A 24029-nucleotide genomic window follows, 5' to 3' on the forward strand; every position below is an offset into this window, starting at 1 on the left:
AGATTGGCTCACTCCTTGCTGTAACAGACTGTCAGCCATAGGAAATACATTCTCAATCAGGGACAAGACAAGGAATTACAGACGCATGCATGAGATGTCGCTGTGCGAAAGCATCGTTCAGACACTGGAGCAGGAAGCGAGGGCGCAGCAATTCAACCGGGTGAAAACTGTCTGGCTGGAAATCGGGATGCTGGCAGGTGTGGAAACAGACGCCATGCGTTTCTGTTTCGACGTAGTGACCAACGGCACCCTGGCCGCCGGTGCGGCACTTGAAATTGATGAGCTCCCCGGACAGGGATGGTGTTTGCAGTGTGAAAAGACAGTTGCCATGACTGCGCGTTATGACACCTGCCCGGAATGCGGCGGAGCGGGGCTGATGTTGACAGCCGGCGACGAAATGCGAATCAAGGAAGTGGAGGTTGAGTGATGTGTACAGTATGTGGTTGCGGTGAAGGACAGGTAAAGATTGAAGGCCACCACGGCCATGAAATGAACGGCCACCATGGCCATGATCACAGTGATCATGACCCCAATGAGCAGGGACATCACCATCATCACCACGCCGGTGAAGATACCGTTGAAACAGAGGGTACCCACCACTATGGCAAGGGGGCGGCGGGTGCGCATGCACCGGGGCTCAGCCAGGCGCGCATGGTACAGATAGAGCAGGATATTCTCGGTAAAAATGACCGATATGCTGCGGCCAACCGGGCCCGCTTTTCACAGTCAGCACAACTGGTGCTGAACCTGGTTTCCAGTCCCGGTTCCGGCAAAACCACCCTGCTGACCGAAACCCTTACCTACCTCAAAGAAACCATGCCGGTTGCCGTCATTGAAGGGGACCAGCAAACCGCCAACGATGCTGAGCGTATCCGGGCTACCGGTGTCAAAGCGGTACAGGTAAATACCGGCAAAGGCTGTCACCTTGATGCCCATATGGTAGGCCATGCCCTGGATTCACTGGCGCTGCCGGATTACGGGATCCTGTTTATTGAAAACGTAGGCAACCTCGTTTGCCCGGCAGCCTTCGATCTGGGTGAAGCACACAAAGTGGCGATCCTGTCGGTCACCGAAGGTGAAGACAAGCCGATAAAATACCCGGATATGTTTGCAGCGGCAGATTTGGTGCTGCTTAACAAGATTGACCTGCTGCCCCATCTCAGTTTCGACCTCGGCCGGTGCCGGGACTACCTCAAGGCAGTTAACCCCAATGCGGAGATCCTGGAAGTGTCAGCGACGTCCGGGGAGGGGATGGATGAATGGTTTGCCTGGCTTTCAGATAACCGCAGGGCTTTGCTGGAAGCGCGGCGGGACAAACTGCAGACACAGCTGGATGCCATTGCTATCCAGCTTGAGGCGGCCGGCTGATGCACGGAAACCAGGAGACACCTGAGCACGAAAGTACCCTGTTGCCTTTGGTACTGGTGGTGGATGACGAGCGCCTTTCGCTCCAGACCCTGCGCAGGACGCTGGAAGAAGAGTTTACCGTGCTGACGGCAGACAATGTGGCAGACGCGGAAAAAGTGCTGTCAGAAATGCCGGTGCAGGTGGTGCTTTCCGACCAGCGTATGCCGGATATGTCAGGATGCGAGTTCCTTGCACGGGTGCGCCACCAATGGCCGGATGTGGTACGGCTGATGATCTCCGCTTATACCGATCCGGCGGATCTGATCAAAGGGATCAACGATGCCGGGATCTACCAGTTCATTCCCAAGCCCTGGCAACCGGAACACTTGCTGCTGACACTCAGAAATGCGGCACGCCTCCAGGCACTCCAGCGGGAGAATGCCCAGCTCAGTATGGAGCTTCGCCGCACGGTGCCGGCGATGGATAACCAATTACGCCGCAAACGTGAACAGCTCAAGGACAGGCACAGATTCGACAACATTGTCTGCGCCCAGGACAGCCCAATGGTTGGGATCTGCGAGCAAGTTCGCCAGATTGCCCCCTATGACATTCCGGTGCTGGTAACCGGGGAATCGGGAACGGGAAAAGAACTTATCACCCGGGCGCTGCACTACAGCAGCCACCGGGCAGACAAGCCCTTTGTACTGGAAAACTGCGGTGCCATGCCGGTCCAGCTTTTGGAAAGTGAACTGTTCGGCCATGCACGCGGTGCCTTTACCGGTGCCAACACCGAACGGGTCGGCCTTCTTGAGCAGGCAGACGGCGGGACAGTTTTCCTGGATGAAATCGGCGACACCTCGCTGGAGTTCCAGGTCAAGCTGCTGCGTTTTTTACAGGAAGGGGAAATCCGGCCTCTGGGCAGCAACCGCAGCCGCAAGGTGTCGGTTAGGGTGATTTCTGCCACCAACCGCAACCTGGAAGACGAAGTGCGCAAGGGGCGTTTCCGGGAGGACCTTTTTTACCGCCTCTCAGCCATGCCGGTCCATCTCCCGGCTTTAAGGGACAGGGCGATGGATATCCCGGTGATTGCCCGGGCAATCCTCCATTCAGTGATGGAAGCTTACGGCAAGCAAGTCAGCGGGTTCAGTGAAGAGGCGCTGGCCTGCATGTGTGAATACCACTGGCCGGGCAACGTCCGTGAACTGGAAAACGAAGTGCGCCGCATGCTTGTGATGTCTACCGGGAATGAGCTGGGTGCCAACCTGCTTTCCTCCCGGGTATTAAAGGGGGGCGGTGACAGTGAGCTGGAAGATGAACTGCTCTCAGATGTGGAAGGCAACCTGAAAAACCGGGTGGAAATGCTCGAAGCACGCATTCTCAAGGAGACCCTTATCCGTCACCGCTGGAACAAGAGCCAGGCGGCGCTGGAACTGGGGCTGTCACGTGTCGGGCTGCGAGCCAAGCTGGAACGCTATGGCCTGGAGCCGGGTACGTTAAACCAATCAAATTAATCTCAGGGAGGAGTACCTATGTGCCTGGGTATCCCCGGACAAATTGTGGCAATAACGGATGACGACAACTGCATGGCAACCGTCGATATCACTGGCGTGAAGCGCACTGTCAATATTGCCTGCGTCGTCGACAAGGCGCACCCCGTACAGGAGTGTGTTGGTGACTGGGTGCTGGTGCACGTGGGGTTTGCCATGAGCCGTATCGATGAAGAAGAGGCCATGAAAACCCTGGCGCTGCTGGCTGAGCTTGGCGAATTGCAGGAAGAGATGCATGCGTTGGAAGCCAGTGTGGCTGACAGCACAGGGAGGGAGCTGAGATGAAATACGTCGATGAGTTCCGCGATCCGGAGAAGGCGCGCGCTGTGGTGGAGGCTATCGAAGCCCAGGTCAAAAAAATCGAGCAGCAAAGAAAACCGGCCGGCGGCGGGAAAATGCGCCCACTCCAGCTGATGGAGTTTTGTGGCGGCCATACCCACACCCTGTTCAAATACGGGATTGAGAGCCTGCTTCCGGACGGCATTGAAATGGTGCATGGCCCGGGCTGCCCGGTCTGTGTACTGCCGATGGGGCGGGTGGATGACTGCATTGCTATTGCCCGCCGCCCGGAGGTGATTTTCACCACCTTCGGTGATGCGATGCGGGTGCCGGGCTCACAAGGGAGCCTGCTTGATGCCAAGGCGTCAGGCTGCGATATCCGGATGGTGTATTCCCCCCTTGATGCCCTGACACTGGCGAAATCCAACCCGGATAGGGAAGTGGTGTTCTTTGCGCTTGGGTTTGAAACCACCATGCCAAGCACGGCGATGACTGTCCAGCAGGCCGCCAGAGAAGGAGTCACCAATTTTTCCCTGTTCTGTAACCACATCACCACAGCACCGACTATCGAAGCGGTGCTGAATGAGCCAGGGCTTGATCTTGATGGCTTCCTTGCCCCCGGCCATGTCAGCATGGTGATTGGCATGGAACCGTTCCAGTTCATTGCCCGTGATTACAGCAAGCCTATTGTGATCACCGGCTTCGAGCCCCTTGATGTGCTCCATTCCCTGTTGATGGTGGTCACCCAGATAGCGGAAGGCCGTTGCGAGGTGGAAAACCAGTACCGCCGGGTGGTTTCCAGTACAGGTAATGACCCGGGCCTTGCCGCAATGGCCGAAGTCTACGAGACCTTCCCAGTCACTGAATTGCGTGGATTTGGTGAAATCGGTGATGCCGGGGTGCGTATGCGTGATGGCTATGCGCCGTGGGATGCCGAGCGAAAATTCGCCCTTGTCCGCCACATTACTGATGACCCGGTTGCCTGCCAGTGTGGCGAGGTGATCAAAGGGCTGATTAAGCCCTGGCAATGCAGCCTTTATGGTAAAGCCTGCAACCCGCAGACCCCGCTTGGGGCACTGATGGTGTCATCCGAAGGGGCCTGCGCCGCCTACCACAACAATGGATTTCGCGTGCCGGAAAAAGGGAAGGGGCGTATTGCTGTCGTCGATGTTCAGGCGAATGGAGAGACGCAGACAGAAAGAGAAACTCACCCTGCTGATGCCCCGGAAGGCGGCAAAAGGGCGGAGGGACAGTCATGATCCAAAAGCATGCCGCCAGGACCGGCCAGCCCGAAGAACCGCTGATTACCCTTGCGCACGGCAGTGGTGGCAAAGCCATGCGGGAGTTGGTGGAGCAGGAAATTACCGCAGCGTTCAGCAACCCCATTCTCGACCCGCTGGAAGACCAGGCACGGGTTGCGCTTTCTGGTCTGGCTGAGCTGGGAGATCGGCTGGCGATGACAACGGATTCCTTTGTCGTCGACCCGATTGAGTTTCCCGGCGGTGATATCGGAACCCTCGCGGTGAACGGTACAGTCAATGACCTGGTGATGGGGGGCGCGACACCCCTATACCTTACCTGCGGCCTCATTTTGGAAGAGGGGCTGCCTATTTCCACCCTCCGTCGCATCCTTGCCAGTATGCGAAAAGCCGCAGATGACGCGGGTGTAGCCATTGTCTCCGGCGATACCAAGGTGGTGCACAAAGGGGCGGCAGACAAAATTTTTATCAATACCAGCGGGGTCGGGGTTATCCCGGCGGGGCTGGATATCCGGGCGGATGCAGCCAAACCGGGTGACGTGGTTATCGTCAACGGCCTGATAGGCGATCACGGTGCAGCCATCCTCGCAGCCCGGGGGGATCTTGCCCTGGATGTGGTACTGGAATCAGATTGCCGGGCACTGACTGACGAGGTCAACGCCCTTCGCAGGAACAGCCCGGAGATCCACTGCCTGCGTGACGCAACAAGGGGCGGGGTAGCGACAGTGCTTAACGAGTTTGCTCAGAGCAGCGGCGTCAAGATTGTTCTCAACCAGGAAGCAATGCCTGTCAGGCCGGAAGTTCGCGGCATGTGTGAACTTCTCGGGCTGGACCCGCTTTATCTCGCCAATGAGGGGAAATTTGTCGCGGTTATCCCAGCGGAGTGTGCAGAACTGGCGGTAGCGGCACTGCGGAGGTTGCCCGGTGCTGAACAGGCCTGTGTCATTGGCCGGGTAGAAGCCGCTGACGCACGCCCCGGTGTGACGATGAAAACCCTGTTTGGCAGCGAACGGATGATCGACATGCTGGTCGGGGATCAGTTGCCACGTATTTGTTAACCCGTTTTTGTCAGCCGACAGGGCGGAAAGATTTCAATACCAATTGGCGCAGTTCGATTGGTACAAGTTCAAGCCGGACAACATCCGGGACAAGGAGTAAGAAAGATGAAAATGAATCGACAAGGAATGGTGTCAGTATCTGCAATGTTGCTGACTGTACCCGGTGTGGCACTGGCGCATACCGGTGCGGGTTCTGTCAGTGGGTTTGCTGCCGGTTTCACACATCCCGTGTTTGGGGCGGATCATGCACTGGCGATGCTCGCCGTGGGTATTTGGGCTGCACAAATGAGCAGGGGCGGGAACAGGCATTCATTGTGGATTGTACCGGGTGCCTTTGTGCTGGCGATGGCTGTTGGCGGTATGCTGGCAATGTCCGGGGTGATGGTACCGGGCGTTGAAGGTGGCATTGCCCTGTCGGTTGTATTGTTCGGCCTTCTGGTCGCCGGGGCTAAGCGCCTGCCTGTGGGGCTGTGTGCGGCAACTGCCGGATTGTTTGCGGTATTCCACGGGATGGCGCACGGGGCTGAAATGCCACTGGCTGCCAATGCCACCAGTTATGCCGTCGGCTTTATGCTGGCAACTGCAATGTTGCATGCACTGGGCGCCGGGCTTGTACTTGCTGCCCATAAGCTGCTGGAGAGCCCGGTTACCGGCCGCTTGGCCGGAGTGGCAATTGCAGCTGGCGGTACCTGGCTGGCCTTTGCCTGATTGCACCGCTGAGTGTTCTTAGTTCGGATAACCGGGATGCCAGTAGCGCAGGGTGAGCGGTTCAGGGTAACCGGCGTCGTGCAAGGGGTCGGCTTCCGGCCGACTGTCTGGCGCATTGCCAATTCACTCCACCTGTCAGGACAGGTTCTCAATGACGGGGAAGGGGTACTGATAGACCTCTGGGGGTTGCCCGACGCCGTGGAGTGTTTTATCCGGGAGCTGGAGCACCAGTGCCCGCCGCTGGCAACCATAGAAAGCATTGAGCGTACCGCCCTCAACCGGCCCTGCCCGGTTGAGGGTTTTACCATTGCAGCCAGTGAAAGCGGCGGGCATATAAGCGCCGGGGTACCGGCTGATGCGGCAGTCTGCCCGGCATGCATTGAGGAAACACTGAACCCTGCCAGCCGACGCTACCGCTACCCGTTTACCAACTGTACCCATTGTGGCCCCCGGCTTTCGATCATCAAAACCATGCCCTATGACCGTCCGGGTACCAGTATGGCGCCATTTCGTTTCTGCAAACCCTGCAAGGATGAATATGACAACCCGGCAGACCGCCGTTTCCATGCCCAGCCGGTTGCCTGCCCGGAGTGTGGCCCCAAAGTGTGGCTCTCGGATGCCGGTGGGCAAAGTATCGATCCGGATACTGTGGGGGCTCAGGATGCTATTGAGGCGGCTGCCCGCCTGATCGCTGAGGGAAAAATTGTTGCTGTCCGTGGGCTGGGTGGTTTTCACCTTGCCTGTGATGCCACCAATCCGGAATCGGTAGCATGGTTACGTGAGCGCAAGCAGCGCCCGGCCAAGCCATTTGCCGTGATGGTGAAAAGCATCGAGACAGCGGCGGCCTTTTGCGAGGTTTCCCCGGAAAGTGAAAAACTGCTGGCGGGCAGTGCCTCACCCATTGTCCTGATGCCGGTGAAAAAGCTCTTCCCTCTGGTGGAAGGGCTGGCTCCGGGACTCGGTGAGCTTGGCATGATGCTGCCAACCTCCCCGCTTCACCTGCTGCTTTGCCGCGATGCGGATGTTCCCCTGGTCATGACCTCCGCCAATCTCAGTGGCAACCCGCAATGCACCGGGAACAAGGAGGCGCTGGCAGACCTTGCCGGTATCGCCGATGCCTGGCTGCTCCACAACCGGGAAATTGTCACCCGGGTGGATGATTCAGTTATCCGGCAGACAGCGATTGGCCCGCAATTGTTACGGCGGGGGCGGGGGTATGCGCCGCTTCCTGTCCGGCTCCCCAAGGGGTTTGAAGCTGCGCCTGCCACTCTCGCGCTTGGCGGTGAGGTGAAAAATGCCTTTTGCCTGACCACCGGGCAGGGGGCGGTGGTCAGTCAGTATATCGGTGATCTGGAAAGCGTACGGGTGTGGGACGACTTTGAGGAATCCCTTTCCCACTACCAGTCCCTTTACCGCTTTGCGCCTGAAGTCGTTGCTGTCGACAGCCATCCAGAATACCTGGCCTCCAAGTTGGCCAGGGAGGCGATTTCCCCCGGTTCCAACCGTTTAAAAAGCAAAAAGATCATGGGTGACCCAAAGCCCTCTAACCAGTTTGAGGCTAGGCTTATTGAAGTGCAGCACCATCACGCCCACGTTGCAGCCTGTATGGCGGACAATGGGCTGGAAGCCGGTCATCCGCCGGTTCTTGGTGTGGTGTTTGACGGGCTGGGTTACGGTGATGACGGGACAATCTGGGGTGGGGAATTCCTGCTTGCGGATTACCGCAGCGCCAGTCGTATCGGGCACCTGAAAACCGCGTCCCTGCCGGGCGGGGTGATGGCGGTAAGGCAGCCGTGGCGCAACCTGGTTGCAGCACTGGAATCTACCGGCTTAAGCGGTGGTGCCATTTATCTCGATGCGCTGGAGAACAAGCCGGTTGCTGCGCTGGGGCAGATGATTGCAAAAGGGATTAACAGCCCGGTGTCGAGTTCTGTCGGCAGGTTGTTTGATGCGGTGGCGGCGGCTGTGGGAATTGCCCCGGATACGCTGAGTTACGAAGGCGAGGCTGCTATATTGCTGGAAGCTCAGGCATCCAGGGCGGGCAATGTACGCGGAGGCTACAGGTTTGGGGTAAAGCCGGGCGAATGTGCTGAACTTGACCCGACACCGATGTGGCAGGCGCTGCTTGAAGATATCCGGCAGGGTGAACAGACGGCAGCGATGGCGTACCGTTTCCATGCTGGCCTGGCATATGGCGTTGCCGACATGATTGACGTGCTGCGTGCGCAAGGCCCCAAACAGGCCAAAGTGGTGTTGAGCGGCGGGGTGTTCCAGAACAGACTGTTACTTGAGATGACGGTTAACCTCCTGACAGGGAAAGGCATTGAAGTGCTGGTCCACCGGCAGGTTCCTGCCAACGATGGGGGGCTGGCACTGGGGCAGGCGGTTGTCGCCATGGCCTGCGCGGAAAAGTAGTCCGGTTGGCTGCCAGTAAAGGGGAGAGGGATGGATAAACAGAAAACCACCATGTTGTGGTTCCAAACCGGAAGCTGCGGCGGTGACACCATGGCTCTGTTGAGTGCTGACCGGCCTTCCCTGCCGGATCTGTTGGATACCTATGGTATCGAGATGCTCTGGCAACCCTCCCTGTCTGTTGAAAACTCCCGGCCGTATGATGAACTGCTCGAAGAGATTATCGACGGTCGCCAGCACCTGGATATTCTTTGTGTCGAAGGCAGCATAATCACAGCACCGGATGGCACCGGGATGTTTGACCAACTGCGCCGCCGTGCCAAAAAAGAGTGGTTGCTGTCACTGGCAGAGAAAGCACGCTACGTTGTTGCCATGGGAACCTGCGCCGCATTTGGCGGCGTGCACGCTGCACCGCCAAACCCTTCTGACTGCATTGGTCTCCAGATGGACAAGGAAATACCCGGTGGGCTGCTGCCTGTGGAATGGCGAAGCGGGGCCGGTTACCCAGTTATCAATATTGCAGGGTGCCCTGCCCATCCCAACACCATGACCAAGACCCTGGCGATGATTGCCGGCGGCATTATCCTCCAGCTTGACCACCTCAACCGGCCAAAGGAATTTTTCAGTACCTTGGTTCACCAGGGATGTACCCGCAATGAATACCATGAATATGACGTCGAGGAGTCGGAGTTCGGCACCAATGGCTGCATGTTCTTCAACCTCGGCTGTAAAGGGCCGTTCACCCAGGCTACCTGTAATACAGAGCTCTGGAACGGGCGGAGCAGTAAAACCCGCGCCGGGGTACCTTGCTTTGGCTGTACCTCTCCCGGCTTTCCCGAAGATGAGGGGCTGTTCCAGACCGAAAAACTCGGGCCGATCCCGGTGAAATTACCTGTCGGGGTCGAGCGGGCCAACTACATGGCATATAAGAACCTTGCCAAGGCCGCTGCGCCGGAGCGGGTGAAAAAACGGAAGATGGAGCCTTAATGGCAAGGAAGACGCTGAATATCGACCTTAACCGGGTGGAAGGGGACCTGGAATTTGAGCTTGATGTAGAAAATGGCAAGGTCGTCGATGCGCGCTGCATCGGAGTCATGTACCGCGGCTTTGAGCAGATCATGATAGGCCGCACCCCCAGGGATGCGGCGGTGATTACACCGCGGGTATGCGGGATTTGCGGTACCGCACACCTCTATGCCGCAACGCTGGCATTGGAACAAATCTGGCAGGTTGAGGTGCCGCCCAATGCTACCCGGATCCGCAACCTGTGCCTGCTCGCAGAGAGTATCCAGAATGATATCCGCCAGTCTTTCCTGATGTTCCTGGTTGATTTTTGCCATTCAGCCTACCAGCCACACCCACTCTATCAAGACATCATGGCAGCATTTGAGCCGTTCAAGGGGCGTCACCATCTCGGGGCCTTGGAGCAGTCCCGCGATGCGGTGGGGATTGTGGCGCTGTTTGGCGGCCAGTGGCCCCATTCTTCCTACATGCTCCCCGGCGGAGTAGTTGGTAAGCCCAGCCAGCGCAAACTCATCGATGCGCTGGATATCATTTCCCGGCTCCAACGGTGGTATGAACACGCCGTTATTGGTGTGGATCTGGAAACCTGGCTGGCAGAAAGCCGTTTTGACACCCTGATGGGGCAGTTGGAAGAGAACCCGCTGCGCGGGCAAAGTGCCCTTGGGCTGTTTACCCGGTTCTCGCGCAGTCTTGGCTTGCACCGGACCGGCTTCGGCACCGGGCACATGATTAGCTACGGGGCGGTACATGACCCGGAACTGGCAGGAAAACACGCAATGCAGGCCGGGGTTTTCAACGCCGATTCCGGTGCAATCGAACCGTTGGATGAAGCGCTGATCAACGAACATGTCCGCCATTCCTGGTTCCGGCCTTATGAGAGCGGAAGGCATCCTTCAAAGGGGGAGACAGTACCGGACTACCAGCCTGAAAGTGACCGCTATACCTGGGCAAAAGCCCCGCGCTACGGAGACAGGGTAATGCAGACCGGCCCGCTGGCAGAGTTATTGATTGGCGGGGATGAACTGGTGACGAATATCCACCAAAAAGAAGGCGGTTCGACCTGGCTTCGCCAGTTTTCCCGGCTGCGCCGTATCGGGCACAGTTTGTGGTACATGCGCCGGATTGTTTCGGAGTTGGCCGCCGATGTGGATGCACCTTTTTTCAACCCGCCGACACCGGGCCAGGAGTGCGACGGGCAGGGAGCCGGGCTGGTACAGGCTGCCCGGGGCGGGCTCGGGCACTGGGTCAGCATTAAAGACGGTGTGGTGGAGCGTTACCAGATCATTACGCCGACTGCCTGGAACGCCTCACCGAAAGACAGCAATGGCAACCACGGGCACTGGGAGCAAAGCGTGCTCGGCCTTGAAGTGGATGACCTGGAAAACCCGTTGATGGTGGGACATGTCATCCGCTCCCACGACCCTTGCCTGGTGTGTACCGTCCATATGCTCCCGACCGGCAAGCGCATCCGGTACGGGGTTTAGGGGGACGTATGCTGCATATCCTCTGTTTTGGCAATTCCCTTCACGGCGATGATGGCGTTGGGCCTGCCGTGGCCGCCCGGTTACAGGCAACAGCCTTGCCGGATGGTGCCCGGGTATTTGATGCCGGGGTAATGGGGTTAAACGCCATGCCACTGTTTGAAAACTGCAGCCATGTACTGTTGATTGATGCCATGGACATTGGCCTGGAGCCGGGGCAGTGGGGGTTTATTGAGGCCGACACTTCCTTTTCCGGGTTGAGTGGTATCCACGGAGGGGGTGTTGGGTATCTTTTGCAAGCCGTTACCTCGGTGGTGTCACCGGTACCGGAGATAGCGGTACTCGGTATCCAGATCGAAAAGGTTGGCGGGTTCAACCCGGTATTGTCTGACGCTGTCACGGCATCCCTGGATAGTGTTACTGCCTCGGTGACCGAACTGGCGGGTAATTATCAATCCCATGCGGCTTTTACCTGCGTGGGCAACGGGAGGTGCTGTGAAGAAACCTGACTCCCGGAAACAACCGGATAGTAACCCGGCCGAACAGGAAACCCGGCTGTTGCGGGAAGAGATTGATGCGCTCCATGCCGCCGGGGAGGCGAAGGAGCAGCAACTCCTGGCTGTCACCCATGCCATGGATGAGATGTTGCTGGAAATAGAATCCCAGCGTAATGCCCTCAAGATTAAGAACAAACAGCTGCTTGAGCTGAATGCCTACATTCGCAGTATCAATGACACCATGGACAGTATCCTGGTGGTGGCAGACCTGAATGGCAAGGTAACCCAGACCAACCGGGTGTTTGCCGAGCACCTTGGCTGGGCAGAAGACACCCTGCTGTCGCTTCATATCGACACCCTGTTCCCAGCAGAGGTATTAATGGCACTCAAATCCCCTTCCAACCAAGGGAAGCCATCTGTGGTGGTACTGGCGATTAACCGTCTGGGTCACCTTGAGAGAGAGATGCAGCTGTTACGCAACGACGGAACGGTGACCGAGACCGTCTACCTGGTGAAAGGGGAACGTTTTTACAGCCACCAGGGGAAACTTCAGGGGGTGTTGCTGACGGCGACGGATATTTCTGAACTCAGGCAACGGGAACTTGCTTTGCGCCAGAGTGAGGTGGAGCTGCAGAAAGCCAAGGCAGAGGCCGATGCTGCCAATCAGGCCAAAGGGGATTTCCTGGCAAACATGAGCCATGAAATCCGTACTCCGCTCAATGCCATAATCGGGTATACCAAGCTCTGCCTTAACCAGGGGCTGGAAGGGAAGCAGAGAGATTACCTTTACAAAGTGGATGTAGCGTCCCATTCGCTGGCTCACCTGATCAACGATGTGCTTGATCTGTCGAAAATCGAAGCTGGGAAGCTGGATCTGGAATTGGTTAATTTCAGTTTGGCACAGGTACTGGATAATGTCCGGCATGTGCTTGCCCTGGATATGGCGCAAAAGCCTATCGACTTTCAGGTACACATTGATGATGGAGTGCCTTTCAGTCTCAAAGGTGATCCGCTGCGCCTCCAGCAGATATTGGTGAACCTCGCCGGGAATGCAGTGAAGTTTACCGAAAGGGGGGAAGTTGCTGTCCGGGTTTCGCTGGACAGCAATACAGACGGGCAAGAAATAATGCTGGCCTTTACCGTGCGGGATACCGGTATCGGTATGACGGCAAAGCAACTGGCCCGGCTTTTCGATATTTACCACCAGGCTGAGCAGTCCACCACCCGGCGCTATGGCGGTACTGGCCTTGGGCTGGCGATAACCCGCAAGCTGGTGGACATGATGGGTGGGGATATTGATATCCAGAGTGAGTTTGGCAAGGGTACAAGCTGCCGGTTCCGGGTTCACCTGCAACACGGCGATCCGGAGCAGGTGCCGGATGTCACTACATCTGCCGGGCTTGTCCAGCAAACGGCACTGTCCGGTTGTCGGGTTCTTGTGGTGGATGACAACGCCATAAACCGGGATATGGTTTGCGAGCTTCTGGGTGGGCTCGGAGTGGTGACGGAAACTGCGGCTGGCGGAGAAGAGGCCATGGGTAAGGTGGCTTCAACATCCTATTCAGTAATTCTGATGGATATCCGAATGGCCGGGATGGACGGCCTTGAAGCTGCCCGGAGGATCCGGGCACACCCCACAGGCAGGACGGTTCCGATTATCGCACTCTCAGCCAGTGCTTCCCATCGTACCCAGGCAGCATGTATGGATGCGGGGATGAATGACTACCTGTCAAAACCCCTTGATATGCAGCGCCTTATCCAGCGTATTGCCCACTGGGTTGGCCGGGAAGCCAACCGTGAGGTGGCGCCGCCGGAGAATGGTGAACGCGATGCCAACGTTGCTTTACGGGAACAGGAGGGGAAGAAATCCCTCCAGGTATTCAATCCAAAAGCGGCGCTGGCTCTTCTTAACCACAACCACAGGGTTTACCGGCGGTTGCTGACAAAATTTCTTGAACAGTTCGATGAGCGCTCAGCCCTGCTACAGGAGACCCGCAGCCAGGAAAGCCAGGAACTTCGCCATGCACTCCATGAGTTAAAGGGGGTAGCCGGTTCCGTCGGGGCAGAAAGGTTGCACCTGTACTGCAAAGAAGCAGAATCCGCAGCCGGTGATGGCAGTCCTAACCTTGCAGAATGTATGGAAAAAGTACGGTACGCACTGGCTGAAAGTGTCTCAGAAGTGCGTAACTACATGAATATCCGACATGTTCAACATCACAAAGATGATATGAGAATGTAAGAAATACCTAAATATCCGTGCCTTATTATTGATTCATGCGGTCAATAAATGACTATTCTTATTAAGTATTGAACCGGATGGGTGAGACGCATGGCTCAGAGAAAAAAGTATCCGCTGCAAATCCATATAGCGACGGTATTTATTGCCCTTGTAGCGATACTTGGTCTGGTACTCACCATATTCAGTTACCAAAATGCCAGGATATTGCAGGAACACCTGGCTACTGAACTGACAGAAAAAAACGCCCACCAACTGCGTACCACATTTGAAAAACTGACCCTTCCGGTATTGACCACTTTGGACACCCTGGCTCTGGCTCCCTTTATTGCCGATAACGAAAGTGGCAAGCGCAAGGCATGGCTGTCAGCCATCCAGGCGGTAATGGACCGCAACCCTGAAGTGGTTTCCATTTATTACGGGCAGGATGACGAGAGCTCCTATTTTGTCCGTTCCACCGTAAAAGCCTTTATGAAGCGCCAGTTCGGTGCCCCGCAGGAAGCGGTGCTGATGATGGATGTGAACAGCCCGGACGGAAAGCGGATCCGCCGTTTTTTTGATAGTGAACTGAGCCTGCTGACAGAACTGGTTGAATCAGATGTAGATTACAAGCCGACCACCCGCCCGTGGTACCAGGTCGCGCCTGAAAATGGGGCAGTGAATATCACTGAGCCCTATATGTACTATTTCATCAAGCGGTTGGGTATTACGCTGTCCAGGCGCACCCTGGATGGGAAAGGCGTACTGGCCGCGGACTTTACCCTTAAGTCCCTTTCTGACCTGCTTGCCAGTATCCGGCCCAGCAATGAATCCCACCTCGGCCTGTTTGACAGTGATAAACGGCTTATTGCCCACAGTGGTTTTGTTGATACGCCGCCAACGTCCAATGTTGTGGCCGGCGACCTAATTGGCTCCCCCCTGGCATCCCTGGAGTCCCGTGCGTTGTCACTCAGCAAGTGGCTCCAGGAGGTAGATGGCGAGAACTGGCAGGTTAACCTGGTGCCGGTACAACTCGGTGAGGAGCGGTTTTTGTGGCTTGCAGAAGCTATCCCTGAGCGGGAGCTTCTTGCCAGTGCCATCAAGGCACGGGATAAACAGACATTGATTACCATAGGTGCCGTTATCATGAGCACCATTTTGGTACTCTGGGCGGCCCGTGCAATTTCCCGCCCGCTTCGGGTACTGAGTGAAACAGCCAAGCGTCTCAGGGAGTTCGATTTTTCTGATCCAAGCTGTCCGCGTTCACGAATCCGGGAAGTTGATCTTCTCGGCCGTTCGGTCGAGCAATTGGCCCTGACGCTGCGGGATTTTCTCGCCATTTTGCGTGAGGTGACGGTCAGTTCAGATTTCAACACCTTGCTGGCGCGGGTAGTCTCACATTGCCGTAAAGAAACCCTGGCAGACCAAGTGGTGCTGTGGACATCAGACAGCCAGGACCGCAGTGTTTTTGTCCAGTCAGCCAAAGACGGCGATATTGATCGCCAGTTCGATATTGAGAAGCTGTTGCTTGAACGGTCCGATATGGCTGAACGTCTGGTCAGCCGCCGGTACCTTTGCCTCAGTGAGCCTGAACTGAACCTGCTTGACCCCTCATCGGAAAGAGCCCTGCACAGCGGCTGGCTGTTTGCGCTGGTAAACCGCGATGGCGAACTGGTAGGGGTGGTGCTGTTGGGCTTTTTGGAAAAGCTGCAGAAAATGCAGGTTGATAAACTCAAGCTCATCAGTGAGTTTTTGAGTTTTGCCGAACTGACAAAAGAAAACCTTGACCGGATCGTCCAGCAGAAAAGGCTGTTTAACTCTTTCATTGAGTTGATTGCATCCGCCATTGATACCAAGTCACCATACACCGGTGGTCACTGCCAGCGGGTTCCTGAACTGACTTTTATGCTGGCGGAAGCCGCCCACAGGGATCAGCAGTTTTTCCCAGGGTTCCGCTTAACCGCTGAAGACAGGGAAGCGTTGCATGTTGCTGCCTGGCTCCATGACTGCGGTAAGGTCACTACCCCGGAATATGTCGTCGACAAGGCAACCAAACTCCAGACCATCCATGACCGCATACATGATGTGCGTATGCGGTTTGAGGTGATGAAAAATGAGGTGGAAATCCATTTCTGGCAAGGGATCGCCAAAGGTGGTGACAGGCTGCAGCTTGAACAGGAAAGGGATCGGGCATGGCAACAGCTGGATGATGAGTTTGCCTTTGTCGCCAAGTGCAACGTTGGCAGTGAGTATATGGACGATGAGGATATGGCAAGGCTTGAGAAAATAGCCCGGCGTACCTGGACCCGGACAATTGATGATGCACAGGGGCTATCCTGGGAAGAACAGGAGCGTCGCGAAAAAAGAGGGAAGGCGACACTTCCCTGTCAGGAGCCGCTGCTCAGTGACAGGGAAGAACACAAAATTGAGTGGGGTGGCCGCCTGCCTCCGGAATGGGAATTCACCATGGAAGTACCGAGCCACCGGTTTAACCGGGGTGAACTCCACAACCTTAAAATCCGGAGCGGCACGCTGTCTGACGAAGAGCGTTTTGTTATCAACAACCATATCGTCCAGACTATTCTGATGCTGCGGAAACTCCCTTATCCGAAAGCCCTGCAACGGGTGCCAGAGATTGCTGGCGGCCATCATGAAAAGATGGACGGTACCGGTTACCCGCTCGGTCTGTCCAAAAACGATCTCTCCGTTGATGCACGGGCGATGGCAATAGCAGATATCTTTGAAGCGCTGACGGCGAGCGATCGCCCATACAAAAGAGCCAAAACCCTGAGTGAGGCACTCAAGATTATGGTCTTTATGGCCCGGGACAACCATATCGACGCAGACCTGCTGAGGATATTCCTGCGCGACAGTATTTACCTGACGTATGCCCAGCGATTTTTACCTGAGGATCAGATAGATCATGTCAATGTCAACGAGCTGCTTTCCAAGTTGAATCACCATGAAATGGATCACTCGTAGAGCTGGTACCTTGTGAGTTTACGGTGCAGCTCTGTGGGACGAAGCTGATAAGATTAAATAAACCTGCCGCAAACATGAAATTGAGTGATATGCGTCCAATTTTCTAAAATGTTCATCTTATTTTTGAGAATGTCTGATTATTCTTACAAGCTGGTGTTGGTTAAAGGATGATCAGCCATGTTCCGCAAAAGGAAACGCACACTACAGGTGCATATTGCGACAATATTTATTGCTTTGATAACTTTGCTGGGGATTACCCTTACGCTGTTCAGTTACCAAAATGCCAAAGTACTCCAAAAAGAGCTCGCCTCTGAGCTGACACACAAAAACGCTGACCAGCTCAAAATTACCTTCGAAAAACTCACTCTCCCGGTTCTTACTTCCCTTGATACCCTTGCCCTTGCTCCCTTTATTCATTCCGACAGTGAAAAGGAAAAGGCGCAATGGCTGGCCGCTATTCAGGCAATAATGGCACGTAACCCTGAGGTGGTATCTATTTACTACGGCCGGTATGACGAGAGCTCTTTCTTTATTCGCTCAACCGTCCAGCCATTCATGAAAGAGGTGTTTGACGCACCTGAAAAAGCCAGCCTGATGGTGGATATAAACCACAGTGACGGTACCCGGGACCGGCAGTTCTATGATAAAAGCCTGTCTCTCCTAGTAGCGATGAAACAGTCAGACGTGGATTACAAACCAACTACCCGTCCGTGGTTTCAGGGGGCACCGGGTGATGGCTCAGTCAACATCACCGAGCCTTACATGTACTATTTTATCAAGCGGCTGGGTGTGACACTTTCCCGTAAATCGACGGATGGGGATGGCGTCCTGGCTGCGGACTTCACGCTGAAGTCACTGTCCCACCAGCTCAGTAAGCTTTCATCAGGGCATGGCGCGCAACTTGCGCTCCTTGATGGCAACAGGCAGATACTTGCGCATAGCGGCTTGTTGGATAGCTCTGACAGTACGGTGCTGAATGTGTCTGATCTCGCCGGCTCCCCGCTCCAGAGTGTTGCAAAAAGGAACGAACTTGCCCAGGGAAGCTGGCAACAGGTTATTGACGGTGAAACCTGGCAAATTGATCTGGTGCCTATCCTTCTGGGGGGAGGCCGCCAACTCTGGCTGGCAGAAGCTGTGCCGTACAGTGACCTGCTTTCCAGTGCGATATCTTCCCGGAACAAGCAAATCTTGATAACGGTCGCCGGTATTCTTGCCAGTTCCCTTATGGTTTGGGCTGCAGCCAGGGCAATTTCCCAGCCACTCAGTGGTCTGAGCAAGGAGACCGAGAAGCTGCGCGAATTTGACTTTGCCCAGGAGTCTTTCCCCCGTTCCCGCATTGTTGAGGTTGATAACCTTGCCCGTTCAGTTGAACTGCTGTCTGCAACCCTGAAAGATTTCCTGAGGATGTTGCACCAGGTGGCAAACAGCCAGGATTTCAACACCTTGCTTGAGCAGGTGGTGGACTACAGCCAGATGGTGTCCGGTGCCGATACGGTGATGATGTGGACAGCTGACAGTGACAACCGACGTAAATTCCGGATAGAAACCTCGCGTACTGAGCGGGAGATGACAGTCAATATCGACAATCTGCTGGCGAAGAACCCTGGGCTGGACGGGGTATTGAAAGAACGGGATAACATCTTCCTGACTCCGGCAGATATCACCCACCTGTTTGGTGACAGTGCAGAGCATGTTGAAGAGGCATTCCTGTTCCCGCTGACCAACCGTGACAAAGAGCTGGTGGGTATGATTTTGCTGGGCTTTTCAGAAAGCCCGCAAAAAGAGCAGTTGGATCAACTGACGCTGATTGGTGAATTCCTTAACTTTGCCGCCCTGACCAAAGAAAACCTGGACCGGGTAACCCAGCAAAAGGCACTGTTCAAGTCGTTTGTTGAGTTGATTGCATCGGCTATCGATACCAAGTCCCCTTATACCGGTGGTCATTGCCAAAGGGTTCCTGAGCTGACGTTTATGATTGCTGAGGCTGCGGCCAGGGATACCCAGTACTTCCCTGATTTTTCCATGGATGAAAAAGACCGGGAAGCCCTGCATATAGCTGCGTGGTTGCACGACTGTGGCAAGGTGACAACCCCAGAGTATGTGGTAGACAAAGCAACCAAACTGGAAACCATTTATGACCGTATCCATGAGGTCAGAATGCGTTTTGAGGTGCTGAAAAACGAAGCGGAAATTGCTTACTGGCGTGGAATAGCCGACGGTGGTGATGAAGCGCTGCTCAGGGAAGAGCGCGACAGGTTGCTTGCAGAAATTGACGCTGATTTTGCCTTTGTTGCGGAGTGCAACATTGGCGGTGAGTTTATGAGTGACGACAGAATTGCCCGGTTGAAAGCAATCAGTGAGAAAACCTGGAAACGTACCCTCGATGATACGCTGGGTCTTTCCTGGGTGGAGGCAAACCGCAGGGCCCGGCGGGAACAGGCGATATTGCCTTGCCGAGAGCCATTGCTGGCCGACAGGGAAGAGCATGAAATCGAGTGGGAAGGGCCTTCGCCAAAAGACGACCCCAACTGGAAATTCACTATGCAGGCACCGGATAACAAGTTCCACCGCGGTGAGCTCTACAACCTTTCAGTCCGCAGGGGCACCCTGAATGACGAGGAGCGTTTTGCAATCAACGACCATATCGTCCAGACCATTATGATGCTGCGTAAGCTTCCATATCCTAAGCACATGAAAAGGGTGCCGGAAATTGCCGGAGGGCATCATGAGAAGATGGACGGAACCGGTTATCCGCTTGGGCTTCAGAAGGGTGAGCTTGCCCTGGATGCAAGGATGATGGCGATCGCTGACATTTTTGAAGCCCTGACTGCCAGTGACCGGCCGTATAAAAAGGCTAAAACTCTGAGTGAAGCCCTGAAAATCCTGGCGTTTATGGTTAAAGACCAGCATGTGGACTCTCAGCTGTTCAGGCTGTTCCTGCGTGACAAGATATATCTCAGCTATGCGGAAGCGTTTCTGCCGGAAAGTCAGCATGACGAAGTGGACGAACACAGGCTGTTGGTGTTCGCCGGGCTGGTGGAGGAAGAGCAGGAGCTGGTGCTAAGTTAAAGGTTTGGTTTAATTAAGGTAAATATTGTAAGGGGCAGAAACTGCCCCTTGTTTTCTATACCCAAACCACCTTGAATTGATTGGGTTAGAAATTATGTTGTTTCCGAAATAACTTCTTGTGATTTGCCGGAGTATTAATGGAATAGTTCACTAGAACACGCCATAAATATGAAACTGGGTTTATTTAAAATTAAAAGCCCATCTGCTTTTTACCCAACTCCGTTAAATCGTCTACTGTCGCCCTGTTGGTATATTTCAGCTCATAGTTTTCTGCCGCAAAATCCGGGCAACTTGCACCTTTAAGGAATGCATCCTTTTGTTTTGGCAAGAAGCTTCTGTTTTTATCACAGTCAGGAACTGCGCCCACATAAATAACATTGCTGTATCCCGTCCCTTCGTGGATATCTTCAACTGCATGGATAGTGTCTGGGTGCCACCATACAGTATCGCCTGCTTCCATATGGGGTATCGATACCAGGCCTTCCAGCAGTAAAGGGTGCCACTCTGGTGAGACAGTTAACGCCCTTCCCGGAGCAGCACCACAAAGGTCATCTTCCGGTACGTCATCCTGGATAGCCCGCAGGAGCATATATGGAACCGCCAGATAGGAAGGCACCATTTGCAGCGTGCCGTCTCCCGGCCCCTGGGGAGTCATGGCAACCCAGCCTTGGTATGTCCGGAACATACTGCAGACGGCCGGTGACGGGAATTCTTCCACTGCAGTGCGTGAGGCCCCGTCAAATGCATCGTAGTCCTGCCAGTTTGGGCTGAACAGTTTGTGGTAGACATGGTTGTAGTTGGGTTCTAGCCAGCGCTCTATTGAACCGGAGTCTACGTGGGGGCTGAGCCCCAGTGAGGCATCACCCGGCTCGCGACGGCGTATCCGGTCAGCATAGGCGAGGTTGAGATCAGGATTAAAGTGGACCTTGTCTCCATCCTGCCATGTCCAAACCCGGTTAAGGTGCTTCCGAAGCTCGGCCATATTAGGGTGTTGCCTTGCCCAAATTTGTGCCTTTGACCAATAGATGCCGAAAATTTGGGGCTTATCGGATTGAAGCTGGCTGAAATAATTGTCAGTGGCTTCAGGAATCTGGGTGTAGTACCCATTGTCGACAATATAACGTGCCAGCAGTTCGTTATTGCTGTCGGTTTCATCGCGGGGAAGAGTGTTATGGATCACGGCACTTCCGGCTACCTCGATCTGGCGACGTTGCTCGTCATTGAATCCTTCTTCGCCAATGTCCGCAAAATCAAACTCTGGAATAGCTGAACCGGTTTCGTCGAGTCTTTTTATCCGCTCAACCTCTGATTCCATTGCCTTGCTAACGGCCTGAAAAACACCGGCATAGTCACCGACTTGCTGTCTCAGTCGTTTTTTTACTTCACGGATCTGACCGGGAATATCATTGGTAGACAGTGCCATAACCCTTACTCCTTTATGGTTTTGGTATCGCTTCTTTAAGTCTATTTTCAGTTTCAGAAAATCAAAGACTGGAAATCAAATTGTCACGTTCCAAACACAAATAAGCCGGCGTGTTCAAACTTTTAAAAAATTAAAATTCTTTAAAAACAATTTTTGAAACCAGTTGCTTAAAGAAAAGCTCTTGCAATGTTTTACTGATCAATCATAAATAAGCTACATTTATTTAACATCGAAAATGGAATGTTCCAAAGGATTTGAGAGAGACATTGTCTTTTGAATGAGAATTGAATTCCGTCGTTGTTGTTAGAAATATTAATAATAGGTTGGGTAGCCTTTTGAAAACTAAAAATAAAAAAGTAACCATGATTGACGTAGCCAAGAAAGCGGGGGTATCAAAATCTACCGTTTCTCTTGTGCTGGGGGGCAGCAGCTCTGTCAGTCAGGAGAAAATTCAAAGGGTTAACAAGGCAATTGCTGATCTGGGATATGTCTACAACCGGGGAGCCGCTGGGTTAAGGGGGGGCCGTTCCAATATGGTTGCTGTCCTTTCCAATAACCTGACCAGTCCTTATTTCAATCAGGTAATCAGTGGGTTGGAGCCTTACCTGGATGAGCTTGGCCTGATGCCAATAATTATGGATATCAACGAATCGCTGGAACGCCAAAGCAAGATGGTTGATTCCCTGCGTGAATACAACATTGCAGCGGTGATTATTACCCCGGCCCCTGGCACTAAGAAGAAATGGGTCGACGACCTGGTTCACAGTGGTTTGCCTATTATTTCTATTATGCGTGAGGTGGAAAATGCCATTTCCCCGGTTGTCATGGCAGACAACCGATTGGGCTCCTATCTTGCAACCCGCTCCCTCATTGAATTAGGCCACCGCAAAATTGGTTTTGCCGGCGGGCTGGACGGATTTTCAGACTGCCTCCAACGGCGCCGGGGATTCATGGACGCCATGAACGAGTTTGGCCTAGATGTGCCCGAGAGCCGTATACAAAGCAGCCCCAGTACACGTGACGGCGGGCGCAGAGCGACCAAAACCTTGTTGGAAGTTGCCCCGGATATCACCGGGATAGTCTGCTTTACGGACGTTGTGGCTTATGGCGCTTACACCGCCCTTTATGAATTAGGAAAGGAACCCGGAAAGGATATCGCAGTTATCGGGTTCGATGATTTGGAAGATTCCCGGCTGATGTCACCATCCCTGAGTACCATTCGGGTGAAGGGGTCAGATATCGGTCGTGAAGCGTGTTACTTGTTGCAACGCCTCCTGGCCAATGATCAGACACCGAAAAAGATTTTGGTGGATGTGGAATTGGTTCAACGGGCATCAAGCCAACCCCCGGCACAGGCCGGGACTGGAAAGATGGATGAGGCCAGTCAGCAAGCTTGAGTAACGGACCCGAAAGGGAATTGAGTAAAGTGGGGAAAAACAATGAAAAAACAGATGCTTGTATCACTGCTTTCAGCTTCGGTCGCACTAGGGACAACCATGACTGCAAATGCTGAAGACGTAGAAGTTCTGCACTGGTGGACATCTGGCGGTGAAGCCGCTGCGCTCAACGTGTTGAAGGATGACCTGGGTACAAAAGGTGTGGGCTGGAAAGACATGCCAGTAGCCGGTGGCGGCGGTGGTAACGCCATGACAGTGCTCCGGGCTCGAGTCACTTCCGGTAACCCGCCGACAGCAGTGCAGATGCTGGGTTTTGATATCCAGGATTGGGCGGCTGAAGGTGTTGTTGCAAACCTTAATGACGTTGCGGCAGCAGAAGGCTGGGATGACACAGTGCCAAAAGCCCTGCAGCGTTTTGCCAAATATGACGACAAGTGGGTTTCAGCGCCTGTTAACGTTCACTCCACCAACTGGATCTGGGCCAACAAGGCACTGCTGGACAAAGTTGGTGCGAAAGTTCCGGGTAACTGGGACGAGCTGGTTGATACCCTGGATAAGTTGAAAGAAGCCGGTTACGTACCACTGGCTCACGGTGGGCAGGCTTGGCAGGATGCGACCATTTTTGATGGTGTTGTACTGACAACCGGTGGTATCGATTTCTACCGTAAGGCGTTTATTGAACTCGATCCTGAAGCGCTGGGTTCAGACACCATGGTGAAATCATTTGACCGTATGGCGAAGCTGCGCAGCTATGTGGATGACAACTTCCCGGGCCGTGACTGGAACCTGGCCAGTGCCATGGTTATCGAAGGCAAGGCTGGCATGCAGATTATGGGTGACTGGGCAAAAGGTGAGTTCCTGAAAGCCGGTCAGAAGCCAGGGGAAGATTTTGTCTGCTTCCGTATGCCGGGTACCCAGGGCATGGTGACCTTTAACTCTGACCAGTTTGTTATGTTCGATGTGGGTAAGAGTAAGGCCCAGGACGAAATGGCGAAATCCATCATGGCGCCTACATTCCAGTCAGCATTTAACGTAGTGAAAGGTTCTGTGCCTGCGCGTACTGATGTGTCTGATGCCGATTTTGACGCCTGTGGTAAGAAGGGCATGAAGGATCTGGCTGAAGCAAACCAGAACAACACTCTGGTGGGCAGTATGGCTCACGGCCACGCAGCACCGGCTGCTGTAAAGAACGCAGTGTATGACGTGGTAACCAACCACTTCAACGGCGGTATGGATTCAAAAGAAGCAACCAAGGCACTGGTAAGTGCTGTACGGGATGCTCAGTTCTAACGCTCTGAATTATGTAACACCGGAATTTGGGGCCGGATTTCC

At 54.5% G+C, this 24029-nt stretch carries 17 protein-coding genes; 16 read left to right on the top strand and 1 reads right to left on the bottom strand.

What is annotated here, in order from left to right; all coding sequences use genetic code 11:
• Nucleotides 1-85 precede the first annotated feature (85 nt).
• The 14 genes from hypA to NF212_RS03300 all read left to right on the top strand — a co-directional run bounded on the left by hypA (nucleotide 86) and on the right by NF212_RS03300 (nucleotide 19877).
• On the top strand, nucleotides 86-427 hold the full coding sequence (gene hypA, locus NF212_RS03235; protein WP_434358770.1) for a hydrogenase maturation nickel metallochaperone HypA: 342 nt from the start codon (nucleotides 86-88) through the stop codon (nucleotides 425-427).
• Nucleotides 427-1368 carry a hydrogenase nickel incorporation protein HypB gene (gene hypB / locus NF212_RS03240; protein WP_434358772.1) on the top strand — a complete coding sequence of 314 codons (942 nt, stop codon included), beginning with the start codon at nucleotides 427-429 and terminating at the stop codon, nucleotides 1366-1368. The genes hypA and hypB overlap by 1 nt, the downstream gene beginning before the upstream one ends.
• Nucleotides 1368-2858, top strand: coding sequence for a sigma-54-dependent transcriptional regulator (locus NF212_RS03245; protein ID WP_434358774.1), 1491 nt, complete (start codon nucleotides 1368-1370; stop codon nucleotides 2856-2858). The genes hypB and NF212_RS03245 overlap by 1 nt, the downstream gene beginning before the upstream one ends.
• A gap of 18 nt (nucleotides 2859-2876) precedes the next feature.
• On the top strand, nucleotides 2877-3179 hold the full coding sequence (locus NF212_RS03250) for a HypC/HybG/HupF family hydrogenase formation chaperone (protein ID WP_434358776.1): 303 nt from the start codon (nucleotides 2877-2879) through the stop codon (nucleotides 3177-3179).
• Nucleotides 3176-4432 (top strand): hydrogenase formation protein HypD, encoded by a 1257-nt coding sequence (hypD, locus tag NF212_RS03255; RefSeq protein ID WP_434358778.1) that lies wholly within the window; start codon nucleotides 3176-3178, stop codon nucleotides 4430-4432. Before NF212_RS03250 ends, hypD begins: the two co-directional genes overlap by 4 nt.
• Nucleotides 4429-5490, top strand: coding sequence for a hydrogenase expression/formation protein HypE (gene hypE, locus NF212_RS03260; protein WP_434358780.1), 1062 nt, complete (start codon nucleotides 4429-4431; stop codon nucleotides 5488-5490). The genes hypD and hypE overlap by 4 nt, the downstream gene beginning before the upstream one ends.
• A gap of 105 nt (nucleotides 5491-5595) precedes the next feature.
• Nucleotides 5596-6198, top strand: a complete 603-nt coding sequence (locus NF212_RS03265) for a HupE/UreJ family protein (RefSeq protein WP_434358782.1) — start codon at nucleotides 5596-5598, stop codon at nucleotides 6196-6198.
• 36 nt (nucleotides 6199-6234) lie between these two features.
• Nucleotides 6235-8613, top strand: coding sequence for a carbamoyltransferase HypF (hypF, locus tag NF212_RS03270; RefSeq protein WP_434358784.1), 2379 nt, complete (start codon nucleotides 6235-6237; stop codon nucleotides 8611-8613).
• A 30-nt stretch (nucleotides 8614-8643) separates the two neighbouring features.
• A complete protein-coding gene (locus NF212_RS03275) occupies nucleotides 8644-9597 on the top strand; it encodes an NADH:ubiquinone oxidoreductase (protein WP_434358786.1) in 954 nt (317 codons plus the stop codon).
• Nucleotides 9597-11117, top strand: a complete 1521-nt coding sequence (locus NF212_RS03280; RefSeq protein WP_434358788.1) for a nickel-dependent hydrogenase large subunit — start codon at nucleotides 9597-9599, stop codon at nucleotides 11115-11117. The genes NF212_RS03275 and NF212_RS03280 overlap by 1 nt, the downstream gene beginning before the upstream one ends.
• A gap of 8 nt (nucleotides 11118-11125) precedes the next feature.
• Nucleotides 11126-11623, top strand: coding sequence for a hydrogenase maturation protease (locus NF212_RS03285; protein WP_434358790.1), 498 nt, complete (start codon nucleotides 11126-11128; stop codon nucleotides 11621-11623).
• Entirely contained in the window at nucleotides 11610-13850 is a 2241-nt protein-coding gene (locus NF212_RS03290; protein ID WP_434358792.1) for an ATP-binding protein, read from the top strand. Before NF212_RS03285 ends, NF212_RS03290 begins: the two co-directional genes overlap by 14 nt.
• Nucleotides 13851-13940: 90 nt before the next feature.
• Nucleotides 13941-16808: an HD domain-containing phosphohydrolase gene (locus NF212_RS03295; RefSeq protein ID WP_434358794.1), complete on the top strand. Its 2868-nt coding sequence runs from the start codon at nucleotides 13941-13943 to the stop codon at nucleotides 16806-16808.
• A gap of 177 nt (nucleotides 16809-16985) precedes the next feature.
• Nucleotides 16986-19877 (top strand): HD domain-containing phosphohydrolase, encoded by a 2892-nt coding sequence (locus tag NF212_RS03300; protein WP_434358796.1) that lies wholly within the window; start codon nucleotides 16986-16988, stop codon nucleotides 19875-19877.
• Between the two features lie 190 nt (nucleotides 19878-20067).
• Here the strand turns inward: NF212_RS03300 and NF212_RS03305 are convergent, their stop codons facing one another.
• Entirely contained in the window at nucleotides 20068-21300 is a 1233-nt protein-coding gene (locus NF212_RS03305; RefSeq protein ID WP_434358798.1) for a YbiU family protein, read from the bottom strand.
• A 335-nt stretch (nucleotides 21301-21635) separates the two neighbouring features.
• Between NF212_RS03305 and NF212_RS03310 the strand changes: the two genes are divergently transcribed.
• Complete coding sequence (locus tag NF212_RS03310) at nucleotides 21636-22697, top strand: LacI family DNA-binding transcriptional regulator (protein WP_434358799.1); 1062 nt, start codon at nucleotides 21636-21638, stop codon at nucleotides 22695-22697.
• 42 nt (nucleotides 22698-22739) lie between these two features.
• Nucleotides 22740-23987, top strand: a complete 1248-nt coding sequence (locus NF212_RS03315; protein ID WP_434358801.1) for an ABC transporter substrate-binding protein — start codon at nucleotides 22740-22742, stop codon at nucleotides 23985-23987.
• The last annotated feature ends 42 nt before the right edge of the window (nucleotides 23988-24029 follow it).

It is taken from the genome of Parasalinivibrio latis (assembly GCF_036825535.1).
Lineage (GTDB): Bacteria > Pseudomonadota > Gammaproteobacteria > Enterobacterales > Vibrionaceae > Parasalinivibrio > Parasalinivibrio latis.

Excerpts from the sequence above, each read along its gene's own strand:
- hypA (WP_434358770.1), top strand. The coding sequence starts at position 86 with ATGCATGAGATGTCGCTGTGCGAAAGCATCGTTCAGACACTGGAGCAG.
- hypB (WP_434358772.1), top strand. The coding sequence starts at position 427 with ATGTGTACAGTATGTGGTTGCGGTGAAGGACAGGTAAAGATTGAAGGC.
- NF212_RS03245 (WP_434358774.1), top strand. The coding sequence starts at position 1,368 with ATGCACGGAAACCAGGAGACACCTGAGCACGAAAGTACCCTGTTGCCT.
- NF212_RS03250 (WP_434358776.1), top strand. The coding sequence starts at position 2,877 with ATGTGCCTGGGTATCCCCGGACAAATTGTGGCAATAACGGATGACGAC.
- hypD (WP_434358778.1), top strand. The coding sequence starts at position 3,176 with ATGAAATACGTCGATGAGTTCCGCGATCCGGAGAAGGCGCGCGCTGTG.
- hypE (WP_434358780.1), top strand. The coding sequence starts at position 4,429 with ATGATCCAAAAGCATGCCGCCAGGACCGGCCAGCCCGAAGAACCGCTG.
- NF212_RS03265 (WP_434358782.1), top strand. The coding sequence starts at position 5,596 with ATGAAAATGAATCGACAAGGAATGGTGTCAGTATCTGCAATGTTGCTG.
- hypF (WP_434358784.1), top strand. The coding sequence starts at position 6,235 with ATGCCAGTAGCGCAGGGTGAGCGGTTCAGGGTAACCGGCGTCGTGCAA.
- NF212_RS03275 (WP_434358786.1), top strand. The coding sequence starts at position 8,644 with ATGGATAAACAGAAAACCACCATGTTGTGGTTCCAAACCGGAAGCTGC.
- NF212_RS03280 (WP_434358788.1), top strand. The coding sequence starts at position 9,597 with ATGGCAAGGAAGACGCTGAATATCGACCTTAACCGGGTGGAAGGGGAC.
- NF212_RS03285 (WP_434358790.1), top strand. The coding sequence starts at position 11,126 with ATGCTGCATATCCTCTGTTTTGGCAATTCCCTTCACGGCGATGATGGC.
- NF212_RS03295 (WP_434358794.1), top strand. The coding sequence starts at position 13,941 with ATGGCTCAGAGAAAAAAGTATCCGCTGCAAATCCATATAGCGACGGTA.
- NF212_RS03300 (WP_434358796.1), top strand. The coding sequence starts at position 16,986 with ATGTTCCGCAAAAGGAAACGCACACTACAGGTGCATATTGCGACAATA.
- NF212_RS03305 (WP_434358798.1), bottom strand. The coding sequence starts at position 21,300 with ATGGCACTGTCTACCAATGATATTCCCGGTCAGATCCGTGAAGTAAAA.
- NF212_RS03315 (WP_434358801.1), top strand. The coding sequence starts at position 22,740 with ATGAAAAAACAGATGCTTGTATCACTGCTTTCAGCTTCGGTCGCACTA.